Here is a 24,237-nt window from a genome sequence, read left to right as displayed (position 1 = left end):
TGCTAGGTAAAGATGAAAAAAAGAATACACCAGAGTTACACCAAAACCCAGCGTTTTTTATAAAATTTTTACGGTAAGTAAACTTCGACAGGCTCCCGCACCGTATCTGTTAGCTGTTGAATAACAGCAATGACTTGGTGTGCCGTTAAATTTTCTAAACAACGACTTCGACTTTTTATATGCCGCTCACACCCTTCTTGAAAACAAGGCACACAGGAACCACCCTCACCTTGAATTAAATACACATTATTTTTTTGTTGAGATCCTTTATAAACAAACGGATTGCTCAGTGAATTCCATGCTTTTGGCCATGGCCCCCATTTCACCGGATTAGTGGGCCCAAATAAGGCTATCGTCGGTATACCTAAAGCCGCTGCCATATGCGTCACGACGGTATCAGGACCAATATAAAGTTGACTATGCTGCAGTAAAAATGCCAACTGACTTAAGCTTAGACACCCCACCAAATTAATAGCATTAGCTTTTAGGTGTGCAAGTATCTCGCTGACTATTTTTTTTTCTTGTTGGCTATTATCTCCGCTAAAAATCACGGTATAACCATGCATCTGTAAACAATTCGCTAGCTGTAACCACCCTTGCTGTACCCATTCTTTATAAGAAAATTTAGGCATAACATGCAACACAGCCATTTTTTTATCGGCTATGTCAACATAGTTTGCAACCTGCGCGACATCTTTTGCATTCCAAGCTAACACTATCTCAGGAAAAGGCGTTAATTGCAGAACTTCTGCTAAACGTAAATTCATCACTACCGTATGGGTTGATAAATTATCAAATTTGACTGCCTTAGAAAGCAAACGTGATTTCCACCATCGGCTTTTATCATCACTGAGCATACCCACGCGATAACGCGCGGCAAAAAAAGCATATAGTGTTGATTTATCATTCGGTAAGGTAGAAATTGAAAGGTCATAAGCACGGAAAATCTTTTTTATTAAACGACAATAAGAAGAAAAACAGGGACGTTCTTCTATAGAAATAATCGTGTGTATATCCTTATTATTAGCCAAAATAGATTCTGTACCCTGGAATACTAATACATCAATTTGCGCATCGGGCCAATGACGCTTAAATGTTCGAATTAAAGGCGTTACCAACAACACATCGCCAATTCGGCGCGTGCAAATAATGAGAAGTCTTCCTGACAAAATCTTGTTCATACAAATAAACACACATCATGGCGAGGCCGGAACTTTGTTCCGGCTGTGGCCATCCAGGCAACATTTAAACTTTTGTTACTGGATTGCCGCGTGCTTTGCACTCGCAATGACGATAATAGCTTTAAGCATTTGTGGAAAAAATGAAAACAATGAAACTATTTATCTTTTGAGATATCTACTCGCACATCGCCAAAACATTGTATATTATAAAATTCGTCTTTTAAATCTTTAAACCATTTAACACGCGAATCTATTCCAATAATCTCACGAATAATTTGAAACATTTCCGCATACGGATGGTTACAAGCAAAATCATGTTCAAAACTTGTACCATCTTTCAGTGTAATCGTTACTTTACTCATATTACGCCCTTTTTCGGTAGCATTTGCCAGGCCTCTGTGCACCTCTAGCTGACAATGTGATATGAAGTGGAGAAATAGTTCTTAAGTTTTCGATTAGCCATGCATTTAAGCAGGTATCTTCCCCTGTAATGCGTACAACAATCGGTTCTTGAATATGCGCGGCTATTTTAGGTGCAATACGCTGCTTAAATGTTGCACTTCCCGAATGCGTAGAGTGACTTCGCTTATTACTTTCTTTACCAAACATAATACCCCCTTGGAACCATTTTCTTCAGATTGTGTATAAAATTGCCATTTTCAGATCTGCCTAACGTGTTCCATGATCTGCAATTATAATTATCTGGCTTAGAGAGTTGTTTTAGTTTTAACAACACAATCCCTGTTACTTGTTTATGTATATTTTTTTATTTTCAAGAATCAGATATGACGCTTAACTAAGTAATCAGTTCCTTTCTGTACTCGGCTAATTTATATTTTAGAAAGGTTTCAATGCATAAATTTGAACTTACACTAGTGCCAACCACTAAATGTAGTGTTTATTTTTTTTATGATAACTATATATTGTGAGTGTGATTTTACTTACATTGTTTTATACAAACACGTATAACCACTTTAGCAAAAGATTGCATTATTCACAAGTTTTCAAGAGTTTCCTCACAACTTATACAACAGTTACACACCGCATTGTTAAATAAAATTTTTAAAGAAATGTGCTTTAAAGGATACAAGAAAGAAATGAATAGTTAGTCTTTAATACCGCATATCGATGGGGTTTATTCTTAATAGTTTTTGTAAAACTGGCCACATAAATGCACTGACAATTAAAGAAACCCATAGCCAACGAAGTTGAATCGTTACCTTAAGAAGCGATTGAATCCAAGCAAGCAAGCCGACATAAATAAGCAATAACATAAAAACAAATAGCATTTGTTGCATGAGAGGGAACATACGAAATTGCAAGTGAAAACGATAAGCCAAAAAGGTAATGACGCATAATGCAAGACTGTGTTCGCCCAAATAACTGCCATGTAGTACATCAATAATTAACCCCAAACTCCAAGCTAAGGTCAAATGAATATGTTCAGGTAAAACCATGACCCAATAAATTAAAATCAGCGGTAACCATAAGGGATAAATTAATGCTAGTGTTGGTGTTAAAGGAACAATATTTAACATGACTGCAAAAACAAAACTCAAAATAAGCAGCAGATACGTAGAGAAGTAAAGCGGTTTCATAAAATATACTCACTGCAATTGGATTTTTGGCACGGCGCCGCGAAAATGAGCAACCGAAGTGTATACATGATACATGAGGATTGCGAGTTGAGTGGCAAAACAGCCAATAATTCAATTGTTAAGAGTATAGCTATTTTTTGGAATGTGGCGAAACTACTTTTGTGGCAGTACCTGAGGATTTATCAGGCCAAATCAACAACACCGGTCTATTACGATTTAATTGTGCGCTCGGCGTCACTTGTATACTGGCAAATTGTGCAGCCACATTCATATTAACCGAACTCACCAGACCGACAGGATAACCCGGTGGATAATGCCCACCTAAACCGGAGGTCACTAAAAGATCATTCACTTTGATATCCACCGTACCTGGCGTATCTCTCAGTGTTAATTTAGCTAAGCGTCCTCTACCGACTAAAATACCCCTGGCATCGCTACGTACATCTTGCACAGGAATAGCACTGCGAAAATCGGTTAGTAACAATACACGACTGGTTAATAAATCCACACTAATCACTTGGCCCATAATACCATCGGCATCAATCACCGGTTGCCCTATGTAAACACCATCGTTTTGTCCTTTATCGAGCAGCACTTCATTCAATAATGGATCCGCATTCACTAACAATAATCGCGCTAATTCGATGCGTTGTTTTTTGAGATGCTCAGAGGCGGATAATAATTGATTTAATTGCCTATTTTCACTTTCTAAAGCATCAAAGCGTTGTAATTTTGCTTCAAGAAATAATTGTTGTGACTGTAATTTTATATTATCTGTGCGTAATACGCTTTGCGTGGTGACACTTTGATCCACTTTATTCAAGAAGCGCAGCGGCGCATCAATGACATATTGTAGAGGGGCGGCGGCATTATTTAATACACGACGCAGCGAAGGAAGATAATGGTGATAATCTAATAACAGTAATAATATCGATAAAACAATAAAGAACCCCAAACGTAACCATAATGGGGTTCTTCCTTGATTAAATAACAGCTTAATGGCAAATTCCTATTAGTCTTTGACTAAAAAGCCACCGCCCATTTCATCAATAATTTCTAGTGCACGCCCACCACCCCGCGCAACACAGGTTAAAGGATCTTCAGCAACAACAACTGGCATGCCTGTTTCTTCAGTAATTAAGCGATCGAGGTTTCGTAGTAAAGCACCTCCTCCCGTTAATACCATGCCACGTTCGGAAATATCAGCCGCTAACTCGGGCGGTGTCTGTTCTAAGCCGGTACGAATCGCACCGATAATATTGGAGAGTGGTTCTTGTAATGCCTCTAAAATTTCATTGCTCGTCAACACAAACGCCCTAGGAACACCTTCTGAAATATTTCGTCCGCGTATTTCCATTTCGCGTAGTTCAGGTAATGCAAAAGCGGTACCAATTTCGTGTTTAATTCTTTCTGCTGTGGGTTCACCAATTAAACTACCGTACGTACGTCGCACATAATTAACAATCGCTTCATCAAATCGATCGCCGCCAATGCGTACCGATTGCGCGTACACCACGCCGCCTAAAGAAATCACGGCGACTTCTGTTGTTCCCCCACCGATATCAACTACCAAAGAACCACGTGCTTCATCTACGGGCATTCCAGCGCCGATAGCCGCGGCCATTGGCTCTTCAATTAAATACACTTCCCTTGCACCCGCCCCTAAGGCTGACTCCCGGATGGCTCGCCGCTCTACTTGTGTTGAACCACAAGGAACACAAATCAAAATACGGGGAGCAGGACGTAAAAAACGATTTTGGTGCACTTTATGAATAAAATGCTGAAGCATCTTCTCTGTCACGAAGAAATCGGCAATAACCCCGTCTTTTAACGGGCGAATAGCATTAATATTGCCTGGCGTACGGCCTAACATGCGTTTAGCTTCCCAACCCACCGCCAGTACAGAGCGTTGATTACCCTCCTCCATTCGAATCGCAACGACGGAAGGCTCATTCAGCACAATCCCCTCGCCACGCACATAAATCAAGGAATTTGCTGTACCTAGATCAATGGAAATGTCTTTAGAAAATAATCCGCGGAATTTGCTTAACATAAAGTGGGTACCTATCTCTAGAAGCGTCTAACTACACAATATAGTGTGCGCTGTAGCACTTTAGCAAATAGGGGAGATTTTATGCAAGTATGGGAGTATAATATGCACTTTTTTATAGCAACTTAATTAAAATGACGATAACACTCGATGATGTAAATAAAGTAGCTAAATTAGCCAGCTTGAAAATTAATGCAGAAGAAGCCGCCCATTACTTGGAAAATCTACAAGGAATTCTTAAGTTAGCCAACCAAATGGAAACGGTTGCAACCGAATCGATTCAAGCTGTTGCACATTGCTTTGACGTACCGCAATGTTTACGCAGTGATGAAGTCACTGAAACTAACCAACGGGATCGCTTACAGCAGCTCACCGAACAAGTTCAATCAGGCCTTTATTGCGTACCCCCAGTTATAGAATAACGACGAGATTAATCACATGCATACAGCGACACTCACTGAGTTATCGATTGCTCTGAAAAATAAAAAAATATCGAGTAGAGAGCTTACCGAGCATTTTCTTGCCCGTATTAAACAATATGATCCAGCGTTAAACAGTTTTATTACTGTCACGGCTGAGCAAGCCTTACAACAAGCAGATCATGCTGATGAACGCTATAGTAAAGGCACCGCAGGCCCCTTAACGGGCATTCCCATTGCACACAAAGATATTTTCTGTACGGATGGTATTAAAACAAGCTGTGCCTCTCAAATGCTCGATAATTTCATTGCGCCTTATGATGCCAGCTTAGTCACTGCCTTCAAGCAAGCAGGCACTGTTTTACTCGGAAAAACTAACATGGATGAATTCGCGATGGGCTCATCCAATGAAACCAGTTTTTATGGTAGTGTAAAAAATCCCTGGGATCTTGCGCGTGTGCCGGGTGGTTCCTCTGGCGGATCGAGTGCGGCTGTCGCGGCTAGACTCACACCCGCTGCAACGGGCACCGACACGGGTGGCTCTATTCGACAACCGGCTGCTCTTTGCAATCTTACGGGCTTAAAACCCACTTACGGGCGTGTCTCGCGTTATGGTCTTATCGCTTTTGCATCTAGTCTTGATCAAGCCGGCCCGATGACACAAACAGCTGAAGATGCTGCCTTATTAATGAATGTGATGGCAGGTTTTGACAAAAAAGATTCCACTAGCATGGACGAACCGGTGCCCGATTATACGCAGTCACTGAACGATTCTTTAGAAGGTTTAAAAATTGGCTTACCTAAAGAATATTTTTCTGCTGATCTGGACCCCAAAATAGCGGCCTGTATAAAAAAGGCCATTAAACACTACGAAAGTTTAGGTGCAAGCATCCATGCCGTCAGTTTACCAAACTGTCATCTTGTTATTCCGCTTTATTACATCATTGCTTCCGCTGAATGCTCTTCCAATTTAGCGCGTTACGATGGCATACGTTACGGTTACCGTTGCAATAACCCCAAAGATCTGCGCGATTTATATGAGCGAACACGTGCCGAAGGTTTTGGCGATGAAGTAAAACGACGTATTTTAATGGGCACGTATGTTTTATCGGCTGGTTACTACGATGCTTACTATATAAAAGCACAAAAAATCCGCGCACTGATGATTCAAGACTTTGCACAAGCCTTTAAACAAGTAGATATTTTAATCGGGCCTACCACGCCCAGCACCGCCTTTAAATTAGGTGAAAAAACCAAAGATCCTGTCAGCATGTATCTTTCTGACATCTACACCATTGCCGTTAATCTGGCCGGTTTACCCGCTGTATCCATTCCAGCCGGTTTTAACGATGGGCTTCCGGTGGGCATGCAGCTGATTAGCCCCGCTTTTACAGAAGCAAAACTACTCAATGTTGCGCATCGTTACCAACAAATCACTGATTGGCACAAAGAACTACCGGAGAATTTTAAATAATGACTTCCGCTGACTATAAAAATAGCCTAGAATCCTTGAAAACATACTCACAGCAATGGGATTTTCGGCAAGGCGCCGCGAAGGAGAGCAACCGCCGTGTATATAACATACATGAGGATTGCGAACCGAGCGGGAACACAGCCGAAAATTCAAGTGCGAAGAGTATGGCTGAGAAAAAAAATGCGGGGGCATGGATACCCACTATCGGGCTGGAAGTGCATGCACAATTAGCCACTCAATCGAAACTTTTTTCAGGCGCTGCCACCGCCTATGGTTCGGATCCCAATACACAGGCCTGCCCTATTGATTTAGCCTTACCCGGCGTACTTCCCGTACTCAATGCGGAAGCGGTTAATATGGCGGTTAAATTTGGCTTAAGTATTGAAGCCGATATTCCTTCCTATTCCGTTTTTGCGCGAAAAAATTATTTTTATCCTGACTTGCCTAAAGGCTATCAAATTAGCCAACACGAACATCCTATTGTAGGAAACGGGCAATTAACGATTGAGTTAGAGAATGGTGAACATAAATTGGTTCGTATTACCCGTGCACATTTAGAAGAAGATGCGGGTAAATCTATACACGAAGGGTTAGAAGACCTGAGCGGCATCGATCTTAATCGTGCTGGCGTGCCTTTATTAGAAATCGTTTCAGAACCCGATTTAGCGTCACCCAAAGAAGCCGTTGCCTATCTCAAAACATTGCACACCTTGGTACGCTATTTAGAAATTTGTGATGGGAATTTACAAGAAGGTTCCTTTCGTTGCGATGCTAATGTCTCGGTACGCAGAGAAAATGGCCCCTTAGGCACACGTGTAGAAATTAAGAATTTGAATTCATTTCGTTTTGTTGAAAAAGCCATTCAATATGAAATCGACAGACAAATTCAGGTGTTAGAAAATGGCGGCGCTATACAACAAGAAACGCGTCTATATGACTCTGATAAGCAAGAAACACGCACCATGCGTAGTAAAGAAAATGCGAACGACTATCGCTATTTTGCTGATCCCGATTTATGTCCCGTGGTATTAAGCACTGATTTTATAGACGCCCTGCGTCAAAAATTACCTGAATTACCGCATAAAAAAACCCAACGCTTTCAAGAAGCCTATGAACTCAGCGCCTATGATGCCAGCTTACTCACCAGTAGCCGTGAATTAGCCGATTACTTTGAACGTGTCGCGCAACAAAGCCTTCCTGCGAAACTAGCCGCTAATTGGGTTATGGGTGAACTTTCTGCCGCATTAAACAAGGATAACTTAAACATTAGCGAGTCTCCTTTATCAGCAGAGCGATTAGCTGGCTTATTAAAACGTATTGCGGATAACACTATTTCCAGCAAAATTGCGAAAGACATTTTTCCGATGTTATGGGAAAGCAAAAAAACAACTGACGATATTATTCAAGAACAAGGATTACGCCAAGTCACCGATCAAACAGCGATTGCTAAAATTATCGATGAAGTGTTAGCTGCACATCCGCAACAACTTAGCGATTATCGTGCTGGCCGAGATAAGCTGTATGGCTTCTTCGTCGGCCAAGTAATGAAAGCATCGGGCGGGAAATTAAATCCGCAACAACTTAATGCACTACTTAAACAAAAGCTCGATCAATAGACCATTTTCCGTCGCCCTGGCGAACGCCAGGATCCATGAGAGAAAAAATATTTGCACAAAACTTTACAAAGAAACATAACTTACAACTGGATCCCGCGGTCAAGCCGCGGGACGACGTCCTTGGGCAAGCGGTCAAGCCCCTGGTCAAGCCAGAGGACGGCGGCCGCGGGACGACAACGCTGTGGTAACAATAACGACTTTGTAATACATTATTAAAAAAATTATGTTAAAAAAACTCTACATAGAAACCCACGGCTGCCAGATGAATGAATATGATTCTGACAGTATGGCCAACCTGTTGCATCATTCTCATGGTTTAACACTGACCAAAGATCCCAGTGAAGCCGATGTGCTGTTGTTAAACAGCTGTTCTATTCGTGAAAAAGCGGAAGAAAAAGTATTTTCTCAAGTCGGTCAATTTCGTAAAATAAAAAACCGTCATCCACACGTAATTATCGGTGTGGGTGGCTGTGTCGCGAGTCAAGAAGGTGCAGGCATTCGTCAACGCGCACCGTACGTAGATATCGTGTTTGGCCCACAAACACTACACCGCCTACCCCAACTGATTAACCATGTTTTAGAGCAAAAACGCCCTATCGTGGATATATCTTTTCCGGAAATCGAAAAATTTGACCACTTACCAGCGCCGCGTGCAGAAGGCGTGCGCGCTTTTGTCTCTATCATGGAAGGCTGTAATAAATATTGTAGTTTTTGCGTGGTTCCCTACACACGCGGTGAAGAAATTAGCCGTCCTTTAGACGATGTTTTGGCAGAAGTCGTGGCACTAAGCGAACAAGGTGTACGTGAAATTACTTTATTAGGTCAAAATGTGAATGATTACCAAGGTCCACGTCATGAAGGTGGACTGGCTGATTTGGCGGATCTGATCCGCTATATAGCCGCTTTGGACGGTATTAATCGTATTCGATTTACTACCTCACATCCATTAGCCTTTTCTGAGCGATTAATTCAAGCCTATGCCGATATCCCTAAGCTAGCCAACCATTTACACCTACCGGTACAAAGTGGCTCAGATCGCATTTTAGCGGCTATGAAACGAGGCTATACCGCATTAGAATTTAAGTCCAAAATGCGCAAATTACGCAAAGTACGACCTGATATTAGTATTTCTTCCGACTTTATCATTGGCTTCCCCGGAGAAACAGAAGATGATTTTAGAGCCACGCTCAATTTAGTTGAATCAGTGGGTATTGATCACTCCTTCAGTTTCATTTATAGCCGTCGCCCAGGCACACCCGCTGCCGAGCTCCCTGATAATGTACCCCCAGAAATCAAGAAGCAACGTTTACAGATTCTGCAAAATCTCCTAGTATTTCAAGGAAGGGCTATTAGTGAAAAAATGCTTGGCAAGGTAGAACAAATACTGGTAGATGGACCTTCTAAGAAAAACGACGATGTCCTACAAGGACGTACAGAAAATAACCGTGTCGTGAACTTTAAGGGTAATACACGCTTAATAGGACACATTGTTCCGGTCACGATTACGGAGGTCTTGAAAAACTCTTTACGCGGAGAATTAGTAATCGCTTGAATACTCAACCAGAGCCTTACAGTTTTCAACTTAGCCCCGAAGATAATCATCGCTTAGCAAATCTTTGTGGACCTTTTGACCAGCACTTACGTCAAATTGAACAGCAGCTAAATGTTAGTATTTACAATCGTGGTCACGACTTTCAAATTAATGGGCCTATGCCATCTGTTGAAGTAGCTGCTAAAGTTTTACATCATCTGTATGAAGAAACACAGGGTAAAACCACGTTAACGCCTAATAATATTCACTTAGCCTTGCAAACCCTACAAACAGGCAGCTCTGCACCCCAAGAAACAAATTCAACGGCTGAGGTCAGCATACAAACAAGACGCGGAATAATTAAATCGTGCAGCCCTAATCAAGCACGCTATCTAAAAAATATTTTAAGCCATGATATTAGTTTCGGATTAGGACCCGCCGGAACAGGAAAAACTTACTTAGCCGTTGCCGCCTTAGAAAAAGAAAAAGTCAGTCGTATTATTCTGGTACGACCCGCTGTAGAAGCAGGCGAAAAATTAGGCTTTTTACCTGGCGATTTTTCACAAAAACTTGATCCTTATTTCCGGCCTCTCTATGATGCACTCAATGAGATGTTAGGATTTGAACAAGTACTGCAATGCGTAGAACAACATATTATTGAAGTCGTTGCATTAGCTTATATGCGAGGCCGTACACTCAATGATGCTTTTATTATCTTAGATGAAGCACAAAATACAACAAAAGAACAAATGAAAATGTTTTTAACACGTATAGGCTTTAACTCTAAAGTCGTCATTAATGGCGACATTACACAAACTGATTTACCACGCGGTGTAAAATCCGGCCTAGGCCACTCATTAGCTATTTTACAAGGTATCAAGGGTATTAGCTTTACTGAGTTTGATTCGCCCGACATTGTCAGACATTCTCTTGTACAAGCCATATTACATGCTTATGCCCAATACGAAAATCAAAAAAAAGCAGATTAAAATCGCTATACAAGATATGACGCGCCGATCTTTTATTCCTAATCGCTATTATTTTCAGCGTTGGGTCAATAAAGCATTGATTAATCGCACACGCTTATCAGAAATTACCATTCGATTAGTGGATAGAAAAGAAAGTACGGATCTCAATGAAGCTTTTCGTCATAAAAAAGGACCGACTAATATATTATCTTTTCCTTTTGAACCACCACCTGAGGTTTATTCACCCTTATTAGGCGATTTAGTGATTTATGCAGGTCTTGTTAATCAAGAAGCCAAACAGCAGAAAAAAACGCGTCTAGCGCATTGGGCACATTTAGTGATTCATGGCTGTCTACATTTAATCGGTTACGATCATGAGAATGAAAAAGATGCCACTAAAATGGAAACCCTTGAAATTCAATTATTACAGGAACTAGGCTATGCAAACCCCTATCTCTGACGATAAACGACAAAGAAAAAAAAATCGTCAGTCTTTGTTAAAGCGGTTTAATCAACTATTATCCCGTGGACCTCGAAATAGGGAACAATTAGTCCAGCAGCTACGCACCTCCAAACAACGTAAACTACTGGATGCACAAGCGCTAAAAATGATAGAAGGTGTATTACAAATATCGGATCGTCACGTACGCGACATCATGATTCCACGCGCTAAAATAACCGTTATCTCAGATACCACCTCCCTACCTGAACTTTTACCGATTGTGATAGATTCAGGCCACTCTCGTTTCCCAGTGATTGGCAACAGTAATAAAGAAGTCATTGGGTTATTACTTGCAAAAGATTTACTTAAATATAATCCTCTAGTGCACTCACAGCAATTGGATTTTCGGCAAGGCGCCGCGAAAACGAAGCCACCGGAGGGTATTAAAATACATGAGGATGGCAAGTTGAGCGGCAACACAGCCGAAGATTCAAGTGCCCAGAGTGCACATCAAGATAACTTTAATATTCGCGATATCATACGTCCTGCAGTGTTTATACCCGAAAGTAAACGCTTAGATAGCTTACTCGAAGAATTTCAACATAAGCACTATCACATGGCGATTGTGGTAGACGAATATGGCGCCGTTTCAGGACTCGTCACCATTGAAGATGTGCTCGAAGAAATTGTGGGCGAAATAGAAGATGAATATGACGATAATGAAGAAGTTTTTGTTCAAAAACAAACCGAACATCAATTTTTAGTCAAAGCACTCATGCCTATTGAAGCCTTTAATCACTATTTTTCTTCTGATTTTACCACCGAGCAATTCGATACCATTGGTGGGTTTATCGCTAACCGTTTTGGTTACCTACCCAAACGTGGGGCTAGCATTACGCTAGCACCTTTACATTTTAAAGTATTGCGTGCTGATAATCGTCAAATCCGTTTATTGCAAGTCACTAACGCTGTCGATACCTAATACCGTCAGCAACGATTTCAATTTCAGGCACTGGTTTTGCCTCTTCTGTGGTTTCTTTTTTGTTTTCTACGCCGTTCTGCATTTTTTCTAAGGTAGAATGCAGCGTTTTAAAAAGCTGTTCTTGTTTATCATTCTGCTTTTCTTCTACAATACAAGCGGTTTCTCTATCATATGAAACCTCAGATACAAAATATACCGGCCTGTTAAAAGATTTCCAGCTGTTTTTTATAGGTTTTATAATAAACCGTACGCAGATTTCTTTAATGGTATGCACAAAATGCTTTAACCAATTAAATTGTCTAGCTATAAAAGCTTTAAAATAGGCTTTTCGAGCGTCCTTATAATATTGAAGCGCTGGATAGAATTCCTTTTCTCTATACCCAACAAATCGCTTATAAGCCTCATCACCTTTGCCCTTCGCATTGGCCGCCAACTCAAGACTTTTTTCTTTACGATAGCTATCCCTTAAAGATTTTAAGGTCTGCTCTGCACACTTTAAATCATAACGCGCCTCTACGAATGCTATTTTGAAAGCAAGATAAGGTGGTTCTGGCAAAGCATCCTCTTCTTCCTCACAAAAAGAGTGTTTGTCGAACGTTTCATTCGTCAATTGATGCTCAACTGGCACTCTCTCTACAAATGCCTGATACATCGCTCTGCTATGTTCTTGCTCAAACCTTGCGATTGCTTCTTCCGCGGCTAGCATTCTGTTATTTACGTCTTCCTCGCCTGATGGAGACGACAAATAACTATCTAAACTTTGATGAACCATTATCAATTTTATCTGTCAAAAATGGGTATTATCCATCGTACTGACAAATCCTTAAGTAAGCCTTAAGACTGTTTTTATTCCAACAATACCAAACAAATTTTAAAAAATTATACCGCTATTTCTCGTTGGCAATATTAACGTTACTACCTGAGCTTTAAAAAAATATTAACTGCACTGTGTTATCATAATTTTTCCGCTCCACGTAGAAAAAATCGACTGTAAATTAAAAAACTTAAATCATCTTACATAAAAAATATGCATAAAAACAAAAATTATCTTACAAAAAAAATAGCTAAAAATTGGAATAATGTCGTATTACCCACGGAAGAAATCATTTTAACCAGAACACCCGAAGAAATATATAATAAAAAAATAATCAAACCACTATTAGATACCTACATAAAAAATATAAAGCAAAACATTAATTTATACAAAGAAAATAAAGAATTAAAAATTATATTAAACGAAAGAATTACTTGTATAGAAAATTTTGTTAAATTAAAAAAAATACTGGCTAACAAACCCTATGCCCATAAGCAGGATAAAAATAATCCTTTTTTTGACAAAGAAAAAAATTCCCTAATCCAGTTAATAAAGGAGCTCATCAAACATAACCACTATATTCAAACCAATAAAATACGACTAGCAATCTATCAAATACCTGAAGATCATATACAACCCTTGATATTTAATATCCTTGCCGAAGCTTTTAATCACTTAGCCACTTTAGATTGGAATAGTATGGCGCTAAATCCAACCGATCCAAATCCAGAGGAGTTTTACCCAACTTGCTTAAGTGTACTAAACGCCTATGAAACAAGCCTTAGGTATTTAAAAGCGGAAAGAGAATGCTTATCTAATGTCGACATGCGTATATTATGTGATGAAAAAATATTAAATACACTTGATAATATAGGCGCCACTATTTATGAATCATTTAAAACCTATAATGTCCTTCTTTCTATGAACCCTTTATTAAAAAAAGAAAAAGAATTAAATACGATAGAAAATAAATCTGACATCCCTCCGAAACAACCACCTGTAACCCGGAAAAAACGATTAGTTAAAGATATAGTGCAAACTAATAGGGATTGTGGTTTCTTTAAATGCAAAAAATCTAAACGTTTACCTATTAAACAAGCTACAAAACGCCAAACAAACCAATGTCCATAAATCAAAACGAAGCATACAAATATTTGTATGCTTCTCTTTATTGTACCCCTGAATGCCCAAATCCGCCTTGCCCACGCTCACTTTCAATAAACTCAGGGACTACATCAAACTGCGTTCTTACGATAGGAACAAAGACCAGCTGGGCAATGCGATCCCCGGGTTGAATAGCAAAGCTATCTTTACCTCGATTCCAGCAAGAAATCTTTAACTCACCCTGATAGTCCGAATCGATTAGGCCGATCAAATTACCTAATACAATGCCATTTTTATGCCCTAACCCTGAGCGTGGCAAAATAACCGCAGCCATATCTGGCTGTGCAATATGCATAGCTAATCCAGTAGGAATCAATTCTACCTGATTGGGCAATAATTGAACTGTTGCGGCCAGGCAGGCTCGTAAATCAAGGCCTGCCGACCCATCCGTGGCATACGCAGGTAGCGGAAAATCTTGTCCTAAGCGCGCATCCAGAATTTTAAGCTGTATATTTTTCATGCAGTTTCCTTCTTTTAGACCCTCGTTTTGCCTGCCAGATTATACACATTTACAAGCGGTATATACGCTTTATCTGGCAAATACCCCTACCCCTACTATACTTTTCTTATATAGACAGTGAATAGCAATACAGTCATTTTTTCTTCGTGGAGAATAAATCATGAAAAAATTCAATTCTTTTCTATTGATCGGCGTTGCCCTCGTTGGGTTAACAGCTTGTGACAGTATGTCTCCTGACCAACGCGCTGTTGCCGGTGGATTAGGTGGTGCTGCAGTAGGTGGTCTTTTAGGTAACGCTATCGGTGGCGGTACAGGTCGAACCGTTGCTACCATCGCTGGTGCAGGTATTGGTGCTGTTGCAGGTAGCTCATTAGGTCGCGGCACAGGAAACAACAGCCAACAACAAGTACGTTACTATCGCGGTCAAGATGGTAGATATTATCCTGTTAGATAATCTAAAAGGATTCGATGTAGTTCAGGCATACGCTATCTCAGCGTATGTCTGAACGATATCACTCCATTCCCTTCCCCCTCCTCTTGACAACCATATCGCTGAATTTACTGAAAATGCTATACTTCGAAGCTTAAAATCACTATTTGGCTTACTATGCGTTTAGAAAGTATCAAATTAGCGGGATTCAAGTCGTTTGTTGACCCAACTACCCTCGCCTTTCCTAGCAATCTAACAGCAATTGTAGGACCCAATGGCTGTGGAAAATCGAATATTATCGATGCCATTCGCTGGGTTATGGGTGAAAGCTCTGCGAAACAACTACGCGGTCAATCTCTAGACGATGTCATCTTCAATGGCTGTACCACACGTAAACCCCTGGGCCAAGCCGCCATTGAGCTCAACTTTGATAACTCCGATGGCGGCCTAGGTGGCCAATATAGTAGTTATGCACAAATTTCTATACGACGTGAAATCACCCGTGAAGGCCAATCCATCTACTATCTCAATGGATCACGTTGTAGACGTCGCGATATACGGGATATCTTTCTAGGTACTGGCCTAGGTCCCAGAAGCTATGCCATCATCGAACAAGGTATGATTTCGCGGGTAGTAGAAGCAAAGCCCGATGAATTACGTGCCTATATAGAAGAAGCGGCGGGAATTTCTAAATATAAAGAACGACGCCGCGAAACGGAAAACCGGCTAGAACATACGCAAGAAAATCTAAATCGATTAAATGATCTAAGAGAAGAACTCGCTAAACAAGCTAAACATTTACAACGCCAAGCCAATGCGGCGGAACGTTATAAAAACTTTAAAGAAGAAGAACGCTTACTCAAAGCCCATCTTCAAGCATTACGCTATCGAACACTGAATAATCAATTGCAATCTCAGTTAATCACTATTGCTGAAACCGAAGCACAGCTTAATGAAACACAGGGTCAACAACAAACGCTGCTAAAAGAGTTAAGCCATGATCGCGATCAGCAAAATATAATAAGAACAGGTTGTGATACGTTGCAAAACCGTTATTATGAATTAGGCAATGAAATAACGCGTTTAGAAGAAAAACTACGTAGCCAAACCGCTCAATTTAAACAAAATCAGCAGGAAGAAAGTGAGCTTCGCCAAAAAAATATTTTCTTAGAGCAACAATCTCAAGAAAACCAAGCGCTACAAAACCGCTTGAATCAAGAGATAGCAATTTTACATGAAGAATGGGCTAGCACTCAAGAAACCACCGAACAAAGTCAAACTGCCTTAAAACAAAGCGAATTGGACTTAAAAAATTGCCAGTTACAATGGGAAGAATTTCAAGCACATGCTGCCCAATTAACCCAGCAAAATCGTGTCGCACAAACGCAGCATCAACACTATCAACAGCAATCGGCAATGTTAAAAAAACGCATTGAGCGATTAGAACAAGAACAAATGGAACAGAATCAAATTCTAGGCAACGATAACGATATGGCCGATCTCACGGTCGCATTAACAGAATCCCAGCAAAAACAAGCCAGCGCTCAATTAGAGCAAACACAAACCGCCCAACAAATTAATGCACAACGCATGGCGTTGCAGCAATTAGCTAAAGAATTAGATCATTGTAAAAGCCAACTGCAAAAAAACCAGGGACATACCGCTTCTTTAATGGCATTGCAACAAGAAGCGTTGGGACAACGCGAAGAATCATTGCTGGGCTGGCTAAAAAAACATAACTTAAGTGAACATCCTCGTCTTGCACAATTAGTGCAAGTTGAAACCGGCTGGGAACGTGCCGTAGAAGTCGCGTTAAATCAGCATATACAAGCGGTTTGTCTCACCGATCGCGATTCCTTAGATGACTTTTTTAATCAATCACTGCCTGATAGCTCGGTTAGCTTAATGGCAAAATCTACGCCGTGTGAACACACCTCATTGCAATTTGAATCACAACTACCTCTGCCGCGACTAAGTACAAAATTAACCGCGCCTTGGCCACTTGATAACTTATTAGCCGGCGTTTATGTCGCAGAAACACTATCGGAAGCACTGACGCACAGCAAACAATTAAAAGGCTATGAATCGATTATTACCCGTGAGGGTGTTTGCTTAGGTAATCATTGGCTTAGTTTAAGTAACAACAACACGGTCCAGACAGGACTCCTACAACGTGAGCGTGAAATAAACACCTTACAAAAAGAACAGCACGCTATCCAAACACAAATTGATACACAACAAGCTGATTACACGACTAAACAAAAACAGCTTAAAGCGCTAGAAGAAAAATTAATAGAAAAACAAAAACAATTAAGTGAATTGCTGTCCGGTCACGCGGATTTAAAAGCACGCCATCAAATCAAAGAAGCTCGGTTGTCGCAGGCAAAACAACGCCTACAACGCATTCAGCAAGAACTGCAAGAAAATAAAGCCCAATGCGATAAAATGGAAATAAAATGGCAGCAAATCAGACAGGAGCAAATAAGCACACAAGCACAGCTTGATGAAGTACAGCCACAACGTGAAGCTTTACTTGAAAACAAAACCCAACTACAAAAAAAATTAAGCGATGCGACACAAAAAGCCAAAGCAGATGAAAGCCAACGCCATCAACTCGAACTACGTAAACAAACGGCAGAACATCAATTTAAAACCCTAGAAGAAACGATTGCACGCTTACAGCAGCAACAAACACAGCTAAAAGAACGGGTTTCTCATCTGCAACAAACGCTAGCAGGCGCAGAAAGTCCTTTACACGCGATAAAACAGCAACTGGATTCTCTAAACGATCAACGCTATACACTGGCAAATAAGCTCAAACAAAGCCAAGCAACCCTTCAAGACATTGAGCAACGTTTGAAGCACAAGGAACAACAGACACAAACTTTAGAGACAGATCTTAGTCTGGATCGTGATGATCTAGAACAGCGACGTCTGCAGTGCCAAGAACTACGCGTACGTGCTAAAACACTGGAAGAACAGCTACACGAACAAGCCTATGAAGTAGAAACACTGCTAAAAGAATTACCGGATGAAGCCGATATTTCAAGCTATGAGACACAGCTTAGCGAAATAACACAGCGTATTGAACAAATTGGTGCGGTTAATCTAGCCGCCTTAGAAGAACACCAATCGGTTTCAGAACGAAAAATCTATTTAGATGCACAACACCAGGATCTAGAGCAAGCCTTAGAAACCTTAAAAACCGCGATCCAAAAAATGGACAAGGAAACACGCAGTCGGTTTAAAGAAACATTTGATAAAATTAACCAGAACTTTAAAGACTTATTTCCGCGTTTATTTTCTGGTGGCGAAGCATCACTACAACTTCAAGATCCTGATTTATTGAGTAGCGGCATTTGCATCATGGCTCAACCACCTGGAAAGCGTAATAGCAGCATCCAATTATTATCGGGTGGAGAAAAAGCACTGACTGCAACCGCTTTAGTATTTTCATTTTTCCAACTTAATCCAGCACCTTTTTGTATGTTGGATGAAGTAGATGCGCCGCTCGATGACACCAATGTGCTTAGATTTTGTAAATTGGTAAAAGAAATGGCTACCGATGTACAATTTATCTTTATTAGCCATAATAAAGTCGCTATTGAAATGGCACAACATTTAGCCGGCGTTACGATGCATGAACCCGGCGTATCGCGCTTAGTCACGGTAGATATTGAAAAAGCGATAGCCATTGCATCTGCTTAAGCCTAGAATTTAAAAAAACAGCGTCATGGCGAGCGAATGCAATGAGCGTGGCCATCCAGGTTACGATATTTTAGATTGCCGCGCGTCTTCCGTCATTGCGAGCGCGTAGTGCGTGGCAATCGCAATGACGAAACTGAGATCTTTTGGAGAATGTAGAATATGGATATCGATTATTTACTAATCATTCTACCCGGTATTGTTTTTCTTGGGTTTCTCGGGTTAATTCTTGTTATTTGGCAATATGGCGATTTCCGTAGCAAAAAAGAAGACGAAGACGACGATAAAATACTATCAACAATGCCTTCTAAAAACCTCTATAAAACAATACCACATTATTCAAGTAGAGAAGAGGAAGAAGCGTCCATACTTGATAAATCCATGAGTGAAATCAATATAAAAGAAACTAGTGCAAATGGAACAGAATCGCTTATCATTCTGCATTTACTCGCCGCCGAAGAAAGACCTTATGCAGGCTATGAATTAGTACAAACACTGAGTAGCGCTGGATTTTACTATGGTGCTATGAACATCTTCCATTACTATGAAGATCAAAATGAAAAAAGCGCGCGCTTATTTAGTCTGGCTTCGGCGGTTGAGCCGGGTACGTTTGATCTGACACACATTGCTGAGATCCTAGCCCCGGGATTATGTTTATTTATGTCACTTAAAGATAAAAATGCGCTGGCTAACTTTGAATTAATGCTAGAGACGGCACAACTACTTATTCAAGATTTAGGTGGCCAGCTGTGTGACGGACAACGTCAACCACTCACTGATTACGTATTAACGCATTATCGTTCAAAACTCTATAGTTATGCCTAAACCATCACCCGCGCTTATAAAAAAAATCACCGCACTTAAAAAAAAAATCAATGAACATAATTACCGTTACCATATCCTCGATGATCCACAGATCAGCGATGTCTCCTTTGATAAACTTTTTCGCGAATTACAAACACTCGAGAAACAACATCCCGAACTTATTACACAAGATTCACCCACCCAACGCATAGGCGCAACACCTTTAACCAGTTTTAATCAAATTGAGCATGCAATGCCCATGCTTTCACTGGACAATGCTTTTTCTGATCAAGAAGTTTTAGCTTTTAATAAACGCATTCAGGATAGACTGGGGTGTGACAAAGCAATTGAATATGCATGTGAACCTAAACTGGATGGCATCGCGGTTAGTTTAACGTATCAACATGGAAAATTAATCCGTGCAGCCACACGTGGTGATGGAAATATCGGTGAAGATATCACCTTAAATAGCCGAACTATTTTAAGTATCCCATTACAATTACGCGGATCGGATTATCCCGATACCTTGGAAGTACGTGGCGAAGTTTATATGCCTAAAAAAGCTTTTCAGCAACTCAATCAAAAATTACAACAAGCCGGTGAAAAAACCTTTGTTAATCCGCGTAACGCGGCAGCAGGCAGCCTACGTCAATTGGATCCGAAAATAACCGCACAACGTGCCTTAGCTTTTTTTACTCACAGTGTCGGTGCCGTTAAAAAAGGTCAATTAGCCGATAAACATACTGCTATTTTACAACAATTCGAACAATGGGGCCTGCCTTGCTGCCCACAAACGCAACGTGCACAAGGCATCGAAGCTTGTTTAGACTACTACCACAAAATGGGTGCACAACGGCCCCAACTGCCCTATGAAATTGATGGTGTCGTTTATAAAGTCAATGCATTGGCATTACAGCAACGCTTGGGATTTATATCCCGAGCACCCCGTTGGGCACTGGCACATAAATTCCCCGCACAAGAAGAATTAAGCCGCGTTTTAGCGATTGAGTTTCAAGTAGGGCGTACGGGTGCCCTAACTCCTGTCGCACGCTTAGAACCGGTCTTTGTCGGCGGTGCGACCGTGAGTAACGCCACATTACACAATATCGATGAAGTGAATCGCAAAGATATACGCGTAGGCGATACCATTGTTGTACGCCGTGCTGGGGATGTCATTCCAGAGGTCGTTCGTGTTATTAAAGAAAAACGTCCCCAACACACACACCGGATACAGCTACCCAAAAACTGCCCCGCCTGTGGTTCAGAAGTTACTAAATTAGCCTCTGAATCCGTAGCACGCTGTAATGGTGGTTTATATTGCCCTGCACAACTTAAAGAAGCTATTAAGCATTTTGCTTCACGCAAAGCCATGAATATCGAAGGTCTGGGTAATAAAATCGTTGATCAACTTGTAGAAAAATCGCTGATTAAGGATGTAGCCGATGTATATACTCTCACCACCATTCAATTAGCTGGTTTAGAACGCTTGGGCGAAAAATCAGCGGCCAAGCTCTGTCGTGCCATTGCAGCCAGTAAAAATACGAGTTTTTCCCGTTTTCTATATGCCCTAGGCATACGTGATGTCGGTATTTCTACGGCTTTAAATCTCGCTCAACACTTTCAACAACTCCAACCCTTAATGCAGACGGATGAAACGTATCTTCAATCCATTTCTGATATTGGCCCCATCGTTGCGACGCATATCAAGAAATTCTTCACCCAAACACACAATAAAGAAATCATTCAACGTCTCTTGGCGGCGGGTATCCATTGGCCCAAACCCACCTTAAATAAAAAACAAACACCACTGGCAGGAAAAACCTTTGTCTTAACCGGCAGTTTAAATGATTTAAGCCGTGAAGAAGCCACCCATCAACTTCAAGAACAAGGCGCAAAAGTCAGTAGTAGTGTCAGCAAAAAAACAAATTATGTGGTCGTAGGCAAGGATCCCGGCTCAAAATTCAGTCAGGCTAAAAAATTAGGGGTTACTTGTTTAACAGAAGCAGAGCTTCAAACCTTATTAAGAAGCCTTTAAGGCTAGGCCACTGACTTAGCTTTTTCACAGAAACCGTATTGACATTTAATGGCTTATACAGTTTATTAGACCTCTTTCAAAAATAGGGATTTATACCTATTTTTATATGGAAATATCGTGGTAATTTATCAAGCTTATGTAAGTATTTTTAGTCTTTATGTAATTTTCGTCAAATCCAGAAGGTATAAACCCCAGGATCAACCGATTTTTTAAACATTTTTGGCCAGTCTACACTACAAAAGCATTGTACTAGAAATAATAATAAAAAGAGGAAAGCATGCGCATTCTTTTAGTTGAAGATGATGAGTCCTTAGGGGATGGCATTTATAAAGGGCTCAAACACTATGGTTATACAGTCGATTGGCTAAAGGATGGAAAAACAGCCCTAAGCTTTATTAAGGCAGAAAGCTTTGATGTTATCTTACTCGACTTAAATCTACCGGGTTTAGCAGGCTTATCCGTTTTAAGTGAAATGCGCGCAGCCGGAATAACCACGCCTGTTCTGATCCTAACTGCTCGCCATGCGGTGGAAGATAGAATAAAAGGCCTAGACGGTGGTGCAGATGATTACTTAACCAAGCCTTTTGATCTTGATGAATTATCGGCAAGAATCCGTGCTTTGCAACGCCGTTTTTCCAGTAATCGAGCCGTATCTGTTTTAACGTACCGCGATATTCAACTCGATCCCAGCTCATTCTCTGTCACAGCCAAAGGACAAGCCATCAACCTCTCTCGCCGAGAATTTAGCTTACTACAAAAATTATTAGAAAATGCAGGCCATGTCATTTCTCGCGACTCACTCAATCAATGTCTGTATGGCTGGGACGATGAAATCGACAGTAATACACTTGAAGTGCATGTACATAATATACGAAAAAAATTAGCGGGCATTAATTTTATACGTACTATTCGTGGCGTAGGTTATATGGCGGAAAAGGAAAATAATTAATGTACACCATCCTATCCATTAGGCGATTTTTATTATTTAATCTGGTTACGACTGTCATCGCTATGATTATCATTACCGCACTCGGTAATTATTATATTGATAACCAAGCCATCAATGAAACTTTAGATAGTTCATTAGTAGAGACGGGTTCGTTAATCAAGACGATTATGCATACGCCAGACTTAGCAATACCTGCTAAACTTCAAGCTATTCAATCGCAATTAAACGCGCATCCTTCCCTGAAAAAAGCGCTTATTGAAGAAGATAAGTTTAAACTAGATGAAATCATCAAAGAAAATAATCGTTATAAATTTCAATTATGGGATAGTGATGGCAAACTACTACTCAATTCACCTCAAGCCCCTACTATTCCTTTAATTGGAAAACCTGGACTTAGCAATAAAATCATTGCTGGAAATAAATGGCGCACCTTTACTATTTATGATCATCAACAAGGTTTAATCCTTGCAATTGGGGAAAAACATACGTCGCGTTATACCTTGATTCGCCACATGCTCATCGATGATGCTTATCTCACATTACTCGTTTATCCCTTATCTGGACTTTTTATCTGGCTTATTATTGGCAGTAGTTTAAAAAGTATTCGCTTTTTTGCTAAAGAGCTTGCTGAACGTGCTGCGGATCATCTTGAACCGGTTAATCTCAATGAAATACCTATAGAGATTAGTCCTTTAGCCGATGAACTCAATAAACTTTTTTCACGTCTGCAACAAGCCTTTGAGCGCGAACAACGCTTTGCCGCGGATGCAGCGCATGAACTGCACACGCCACTCGCCGCACTGAAAACCCAAGCGCAACTCGCCCTTAAAGCAGCCGATCCACAAGAATGCTATACGCATTTAAAACAGGTGATTGCTGGCGTTGATCGTTGCACGCATGTCATACAGCAATTACTCACCCTATGCCGTTTAAGCCCTGAAACCATCATGCCTGAGCACTTCACTCAGATTAACCTAGCACGTATAGCGGCTGAAGCTGTTGCACAATTAGCGCCTCAAGCGATTTTAAAACAAATTGAAATTGAGCTGGTTGCGACAGATTCTGAATACAAATTATTAGGGAACGCGACTGGCTTACATGTTCTCATCCGCAATCTGGTTGATAATGCGATACGCTATACACCACACGGCGGTATGGTCAAAGTCGTTATTTTGAATCTCCCTCATGCCATACATCTACATGTGATAGACAATGGTCCAGGAATTCCTGAAAAATTACGCTCACGTGTATTTGAACGTTTTTTCCGCGTATTAGGCAACAATGCACAGGGTAGCGGCTTGGGTCTTGCGATTGTAGAGCAAATTGCCAAACTCCATCATGGTTCCATTCACTTAGATCAACCTGCAACAGAAACAGGACTTAAAGTAGAAGTGCGATTCCCGAGGGATAAAAATTAAATACTTTCGCCATGGCGAGTGCCGCATGCCTGCGGCACTCTAGAAAATACAGTAACCTAGATGGCCACGCTCATTTCATTCGCTCGCCATGACGGAGGTTCTTTTAATTTCGTCATTGCGAGCCCGGCACCTATCTTAAAATATTGAGTAACAGAAATAACTGATACGATGACATACTTTCTGTGAAGATAGGTGCG

At 40.8% G+C, this 24,237-nt stretch carries 22 protein-coding genes; 14 read left to right on the top strand and 8 right to left on the bottom strand.

Annotated elements, in window-relative coordinates:
* Positions 1-68: 68 nt before the first annotated feature.
* The 6 genes from DMP02_RS02555 to DMP02_RS02530 all read right to left on the bottom strand — a co-directional run bounded on the left by DMP02_RS02555 (position 69) and on the right by DMP02_RS02530 (position 4,832).
* A complete protein-coding gene (locus DMP02_RS02555) occupies positions 69-1,181 on the bottom strand; it encodes a glycosyltransferase family 9 protein (RefSeq protein ID WP_126322522.1) in 1,113 nt (370 codons plus the stop codon).
* A gap of 155 nt (positions 1,182-1,336) precedes the next feature.
* Positions 1,337-1,543 (bottom strand): hypothetical protein, encoded by a 207-nt coding sequence (locus DMP02_RS02550; RefSeq protein ID WP_126322521.1) that lies wholly within the window; start codon positions 1,541-1,543, stop codon positions 1,337-1,339.
* Between the two features lies 1 nt (position 1,544).
* Positions 1,545-1,790: a hypothetical protein gene (locus tag DMP02_RS02545; RefSeq protein WP_126322520.1), complete on the bottom strand. Its 246-nt coding sequence runs from the start codon at positions 1,788-1,790 to the stop codon at positions 1,545-1,547.
* 503 nt (positions 1,791-2,293) lie between these two features.
* Positions 2,294-2,779 (bottom strand): rod shape-determining protein MreD, encoded by a 486-nt coding sequence (gene mreD, locus DMP02_RS02540; RefSeq protein ID WP_126322519.1) that lies wholly within the window; start codon positions 2,777-2,779, stop codon positions 2,294-2,296.
* 130 nt (positions 2,780-2,909) lie between these two features.
* Complete coding sequence (gene mreC, locus DMP02_RS02535; RefSeq protein WP_126322518.1) at positions 2,910-3,773, bottom strand: rod shape-determining protein MreC; 864 nt, start codon at positions 3,771-3,773, stop codon at positions 2,910-2,912.
* Between the two features lie 18 nt (positions 3,774-3,791).
* Positions 3,792-4,832, bottom strand: a complete 1,041-nt coding sequence (locus tag DMP02_RS02530; protein ID WP_126322517.1) for a rod shape-determining protein — start codon at positions 4,830-4,832, stop codon at positions 3,792-3,794.
* Between the two features lie 131 nt (positions 4,833-4,963).
* On the opposite strand from DMP02_RS02530, the gene gatC reads away from it, so the two are divergent.
* The 7 genes from gatC (at position 4,964) to DMP02_RS02495 (ending at position 12,261) form a co-directional block, all read left to right on the top strand.
* Positions 4,964-5,251, top strand: coding sequence for an Asp-tRNA(Asn)/Glu-tRNA(Gln) amidotransferase subunit GatC (gene gatC / locus DMP02_RS02525; RefSeq protein WP_126322516.1), 288 nt, complete (start codon positions 4,964-4,966; stop codon positions 5,249-5,251).
* A gap of 16 nt (positions 5,252-5,267) precedes the next feature.
* Positions 5,268-6,722, top strand: coding sequence for an Asp-tRNA(Asn)/Glu-tRNA(Gln) amidotransferase subunit GatA (gene gatA / locus DMP02_RS02520; protein ID WP_126322515.1), 1,455 nt, complete (start codon positions 5,268-5,270; stop codon positions 6,720-6,722).
* Between the two features lie 164 nt (positions 6,723-6,886).
* Positions 6,887-8,338, top strand: a complete 1,452-nt coding sequence (gatB, locus tag DMP02_RS02515) for an Asp-tRNA(Asn)/Glu-tRNA(Gln) amidotransferase subunit GatB (protein WP_126323486.1) — start codon at positions 6,887-6,889, stop codon at positions 8,336-8,338.
* A gap of 223 nt (positions 8,339-8,561) precedes the next feature.
* The gene (gene miaB, locus DMP02_RS02510; RefSeq protein WP_126322514.1) at positions 8,562-9,890 is read left to right on the top strand and encodes a tRNA (N6-isopentenyl adenosine(37)-C2)-methylthiotransferase MiaB; all 1,329 of its coding nucleotides are present in this window, start codon (positions 8,562-8,564) and stop codon (positions 9,888-9,890) included.
* The gene (locus DMP02_RS02505; RefSeq protein WP_126322513.1) at positions 9,887-10,858 is read left to right on the top strand and encodes a PhoH family protein; all 972 of its coding nucleotides are present in this window, start codon (positions 9,887-9,889) and stop codon (positions 10,856-10,858) included. Before miaB ends, DMP02_RS02505 begins: the two co-directional genes overlap by 4 nt.
* A complete protein-coding gene (gene ybeY / locus DMP02_RS02500; protein ID WP_126322512.1) occupies positions 10,824-11,297 on the top strand; it encodes an rRNA maturation RNase YbeY in 474 nt (157 codons plus the stop codon). The genes DMP02_RS02505 and ybeY overlap by 35 nt, the downstream gene beginning before the upstream one ends.
* Positions 11,278-12,261: an HlyC/CorC family transporter gene (locus DMP02_RS02495; RefSeq protein ID WP_232019601.1), complete on the top strand. Its 984-nt coding sequence runs from the start codon at positions 11,278-11,280 to the stop codon at positions 12,259-12,261. The genes ybeY and DMP02_RS02495 overlap by 20 nt, the downstream gene beginning before the upstream one ends.
* Here DMP02_RS02495 and DMP02_RS02490 read toward each other — a convergent pair.
* Complete coding sequence (locus DMP02_RS02490; protein WP_126322511.1) at positions 12,242-13,033, bottom strand: hypothetical protein; 792 nt, start codon at positions 13,031-13,033, stop codon at positions 12,242-12,244. The two genes, DMP02_RS02495 and DMP02_RS02490, sit on opposite strands and share 20 nt — an antisense overlap.
* 255 nt (positions 13,034-13,288) lie before the next feature.
* On the opposite strand from DMP02_RS02490, the gene DMP02_RS02485 reads away from it, so the two are divergent.
* Entirely contained in the window at positions 13,289-14,206 is a 918-nt protein-coding gene (locus DMP02_RS02485; RefSeq protein ID WP_126322510.1) for a hypothetical protein, read from the top strand.
* Between the two features lie 37 nt (positions 14,207-14,243).
* Here the strand turns inward: DMP02_RS02485 and dut are convergent, their stop codons facing one another.
* Entirely contained in the window at positions 14,244-14,699 is a 456-nt protein-coding gene (gene dut, locus DMP02_RS02480) for a dUTP diphosphatase (protein WP_126322509.1), read from the bottom strand.
* 160 nt (positions 14,700-14,859) lie between these two features.
* Here dut and DMP02_RS02475 point away from each other — a divergent pair, with 160 nt between their 5' ends.
* From DMP02_RS02475 to DMP02_RS02450, 6 genes are all read left to right on the top strand, one after another.
* Positions 14,860-15,153: a glycine zipper 2TM domain-containing protein gene (locus tag DMP02_RS02475; protein ID WP_126322508.1), complete on the top strand. Its 294-nt coding sequence runs from the start codon at positions 14,860-14,862 to the stop codon at positions 15,151-15,153.
* A 153-nt stretch (positions 15,154-15,306) separates the two neighbouring features.
* A complete protein-coding gene (gene smc, locus DMP02_RS02470) occupies positions 15,307-18,837 on the top strand; it encodes a chromosome segregation protein SMC (RefSeq protein ID WP_126322507.1) in 3,531 nt (1,176 codons plus the stop codon).
* Positions 18,838-18,996: 159 nt separating this feature from the next.
* Positions 18,997-19,659 carry a cell division protein ZipA gene (zipA, locus tag DMP02_RS02465; RefSeq protein ID WP_126322506.1) on the top strand — a complete coding sequence of 221 codons (663 nt, stop codon included), beginning with the start codon at positions 18,997-18,999 and terminating at the stop codon, positions 19,657-19,659.
* Positions 19,652-21,673 carry an NAD-dependent DNA ligase LigA gene (gene ligA, locus DMP02_RS02460; RefSeq protein ID WP_126322505.1) on the top strand — a complete coding sequence of 674 codons (2,022 nt, stop codon included), beginning with the start codon at positions 19,652-19,654 and terminating at the stop codon, positions 21,671-21,673. Before zipA ends, ligA begins: the two co-directional genes overlap by 8 nt.
* A 277-nt stretch (positions 21,674-21,950) precedes the next feature.
* Positions 21,951-22,622: a response regulator gene (locus DMP02_RS02455; RefSeq protein ID WP_126322504.1), complete on the top strand. Its 672-nt coding sequence runs from the start codon at positions 21,951-21,953 to the stop codon at positions 22,620-22,622.
* Positions 22,622-24,040, top strand: coding sequence for an ATP-binding protein (locus tag DMP02_RS02450; protein ID WP_126322503.1), 1,419 nt, complete (start codon positions 22,622-22,624; stop codon positions 24,038-24,040). The genes DMP02_RS02455 and DMP02_RS02450 overlap by 1 nt, the downstream gene beginning before the upstream one ends.
* Positions 24,041-24,237 lie beyond the last annotated feature (197 nt).

It is taken from the genome of Candidatus Rickettsiella viridis, from assembly GCF_003966755.1.
GTDB lineage: Bacteria > Pseudomonadota > Gammaproteobacteria > Diplorickettsiales > Diplorickettsiaceae > Rickettsiella_B > Rickettsiella_B viridis.
The sequence above is the reverse complement of the archived record's forward strand: the minus strand, read 5'-3'. Positions and strand labels throughout refer to the sequence as shown.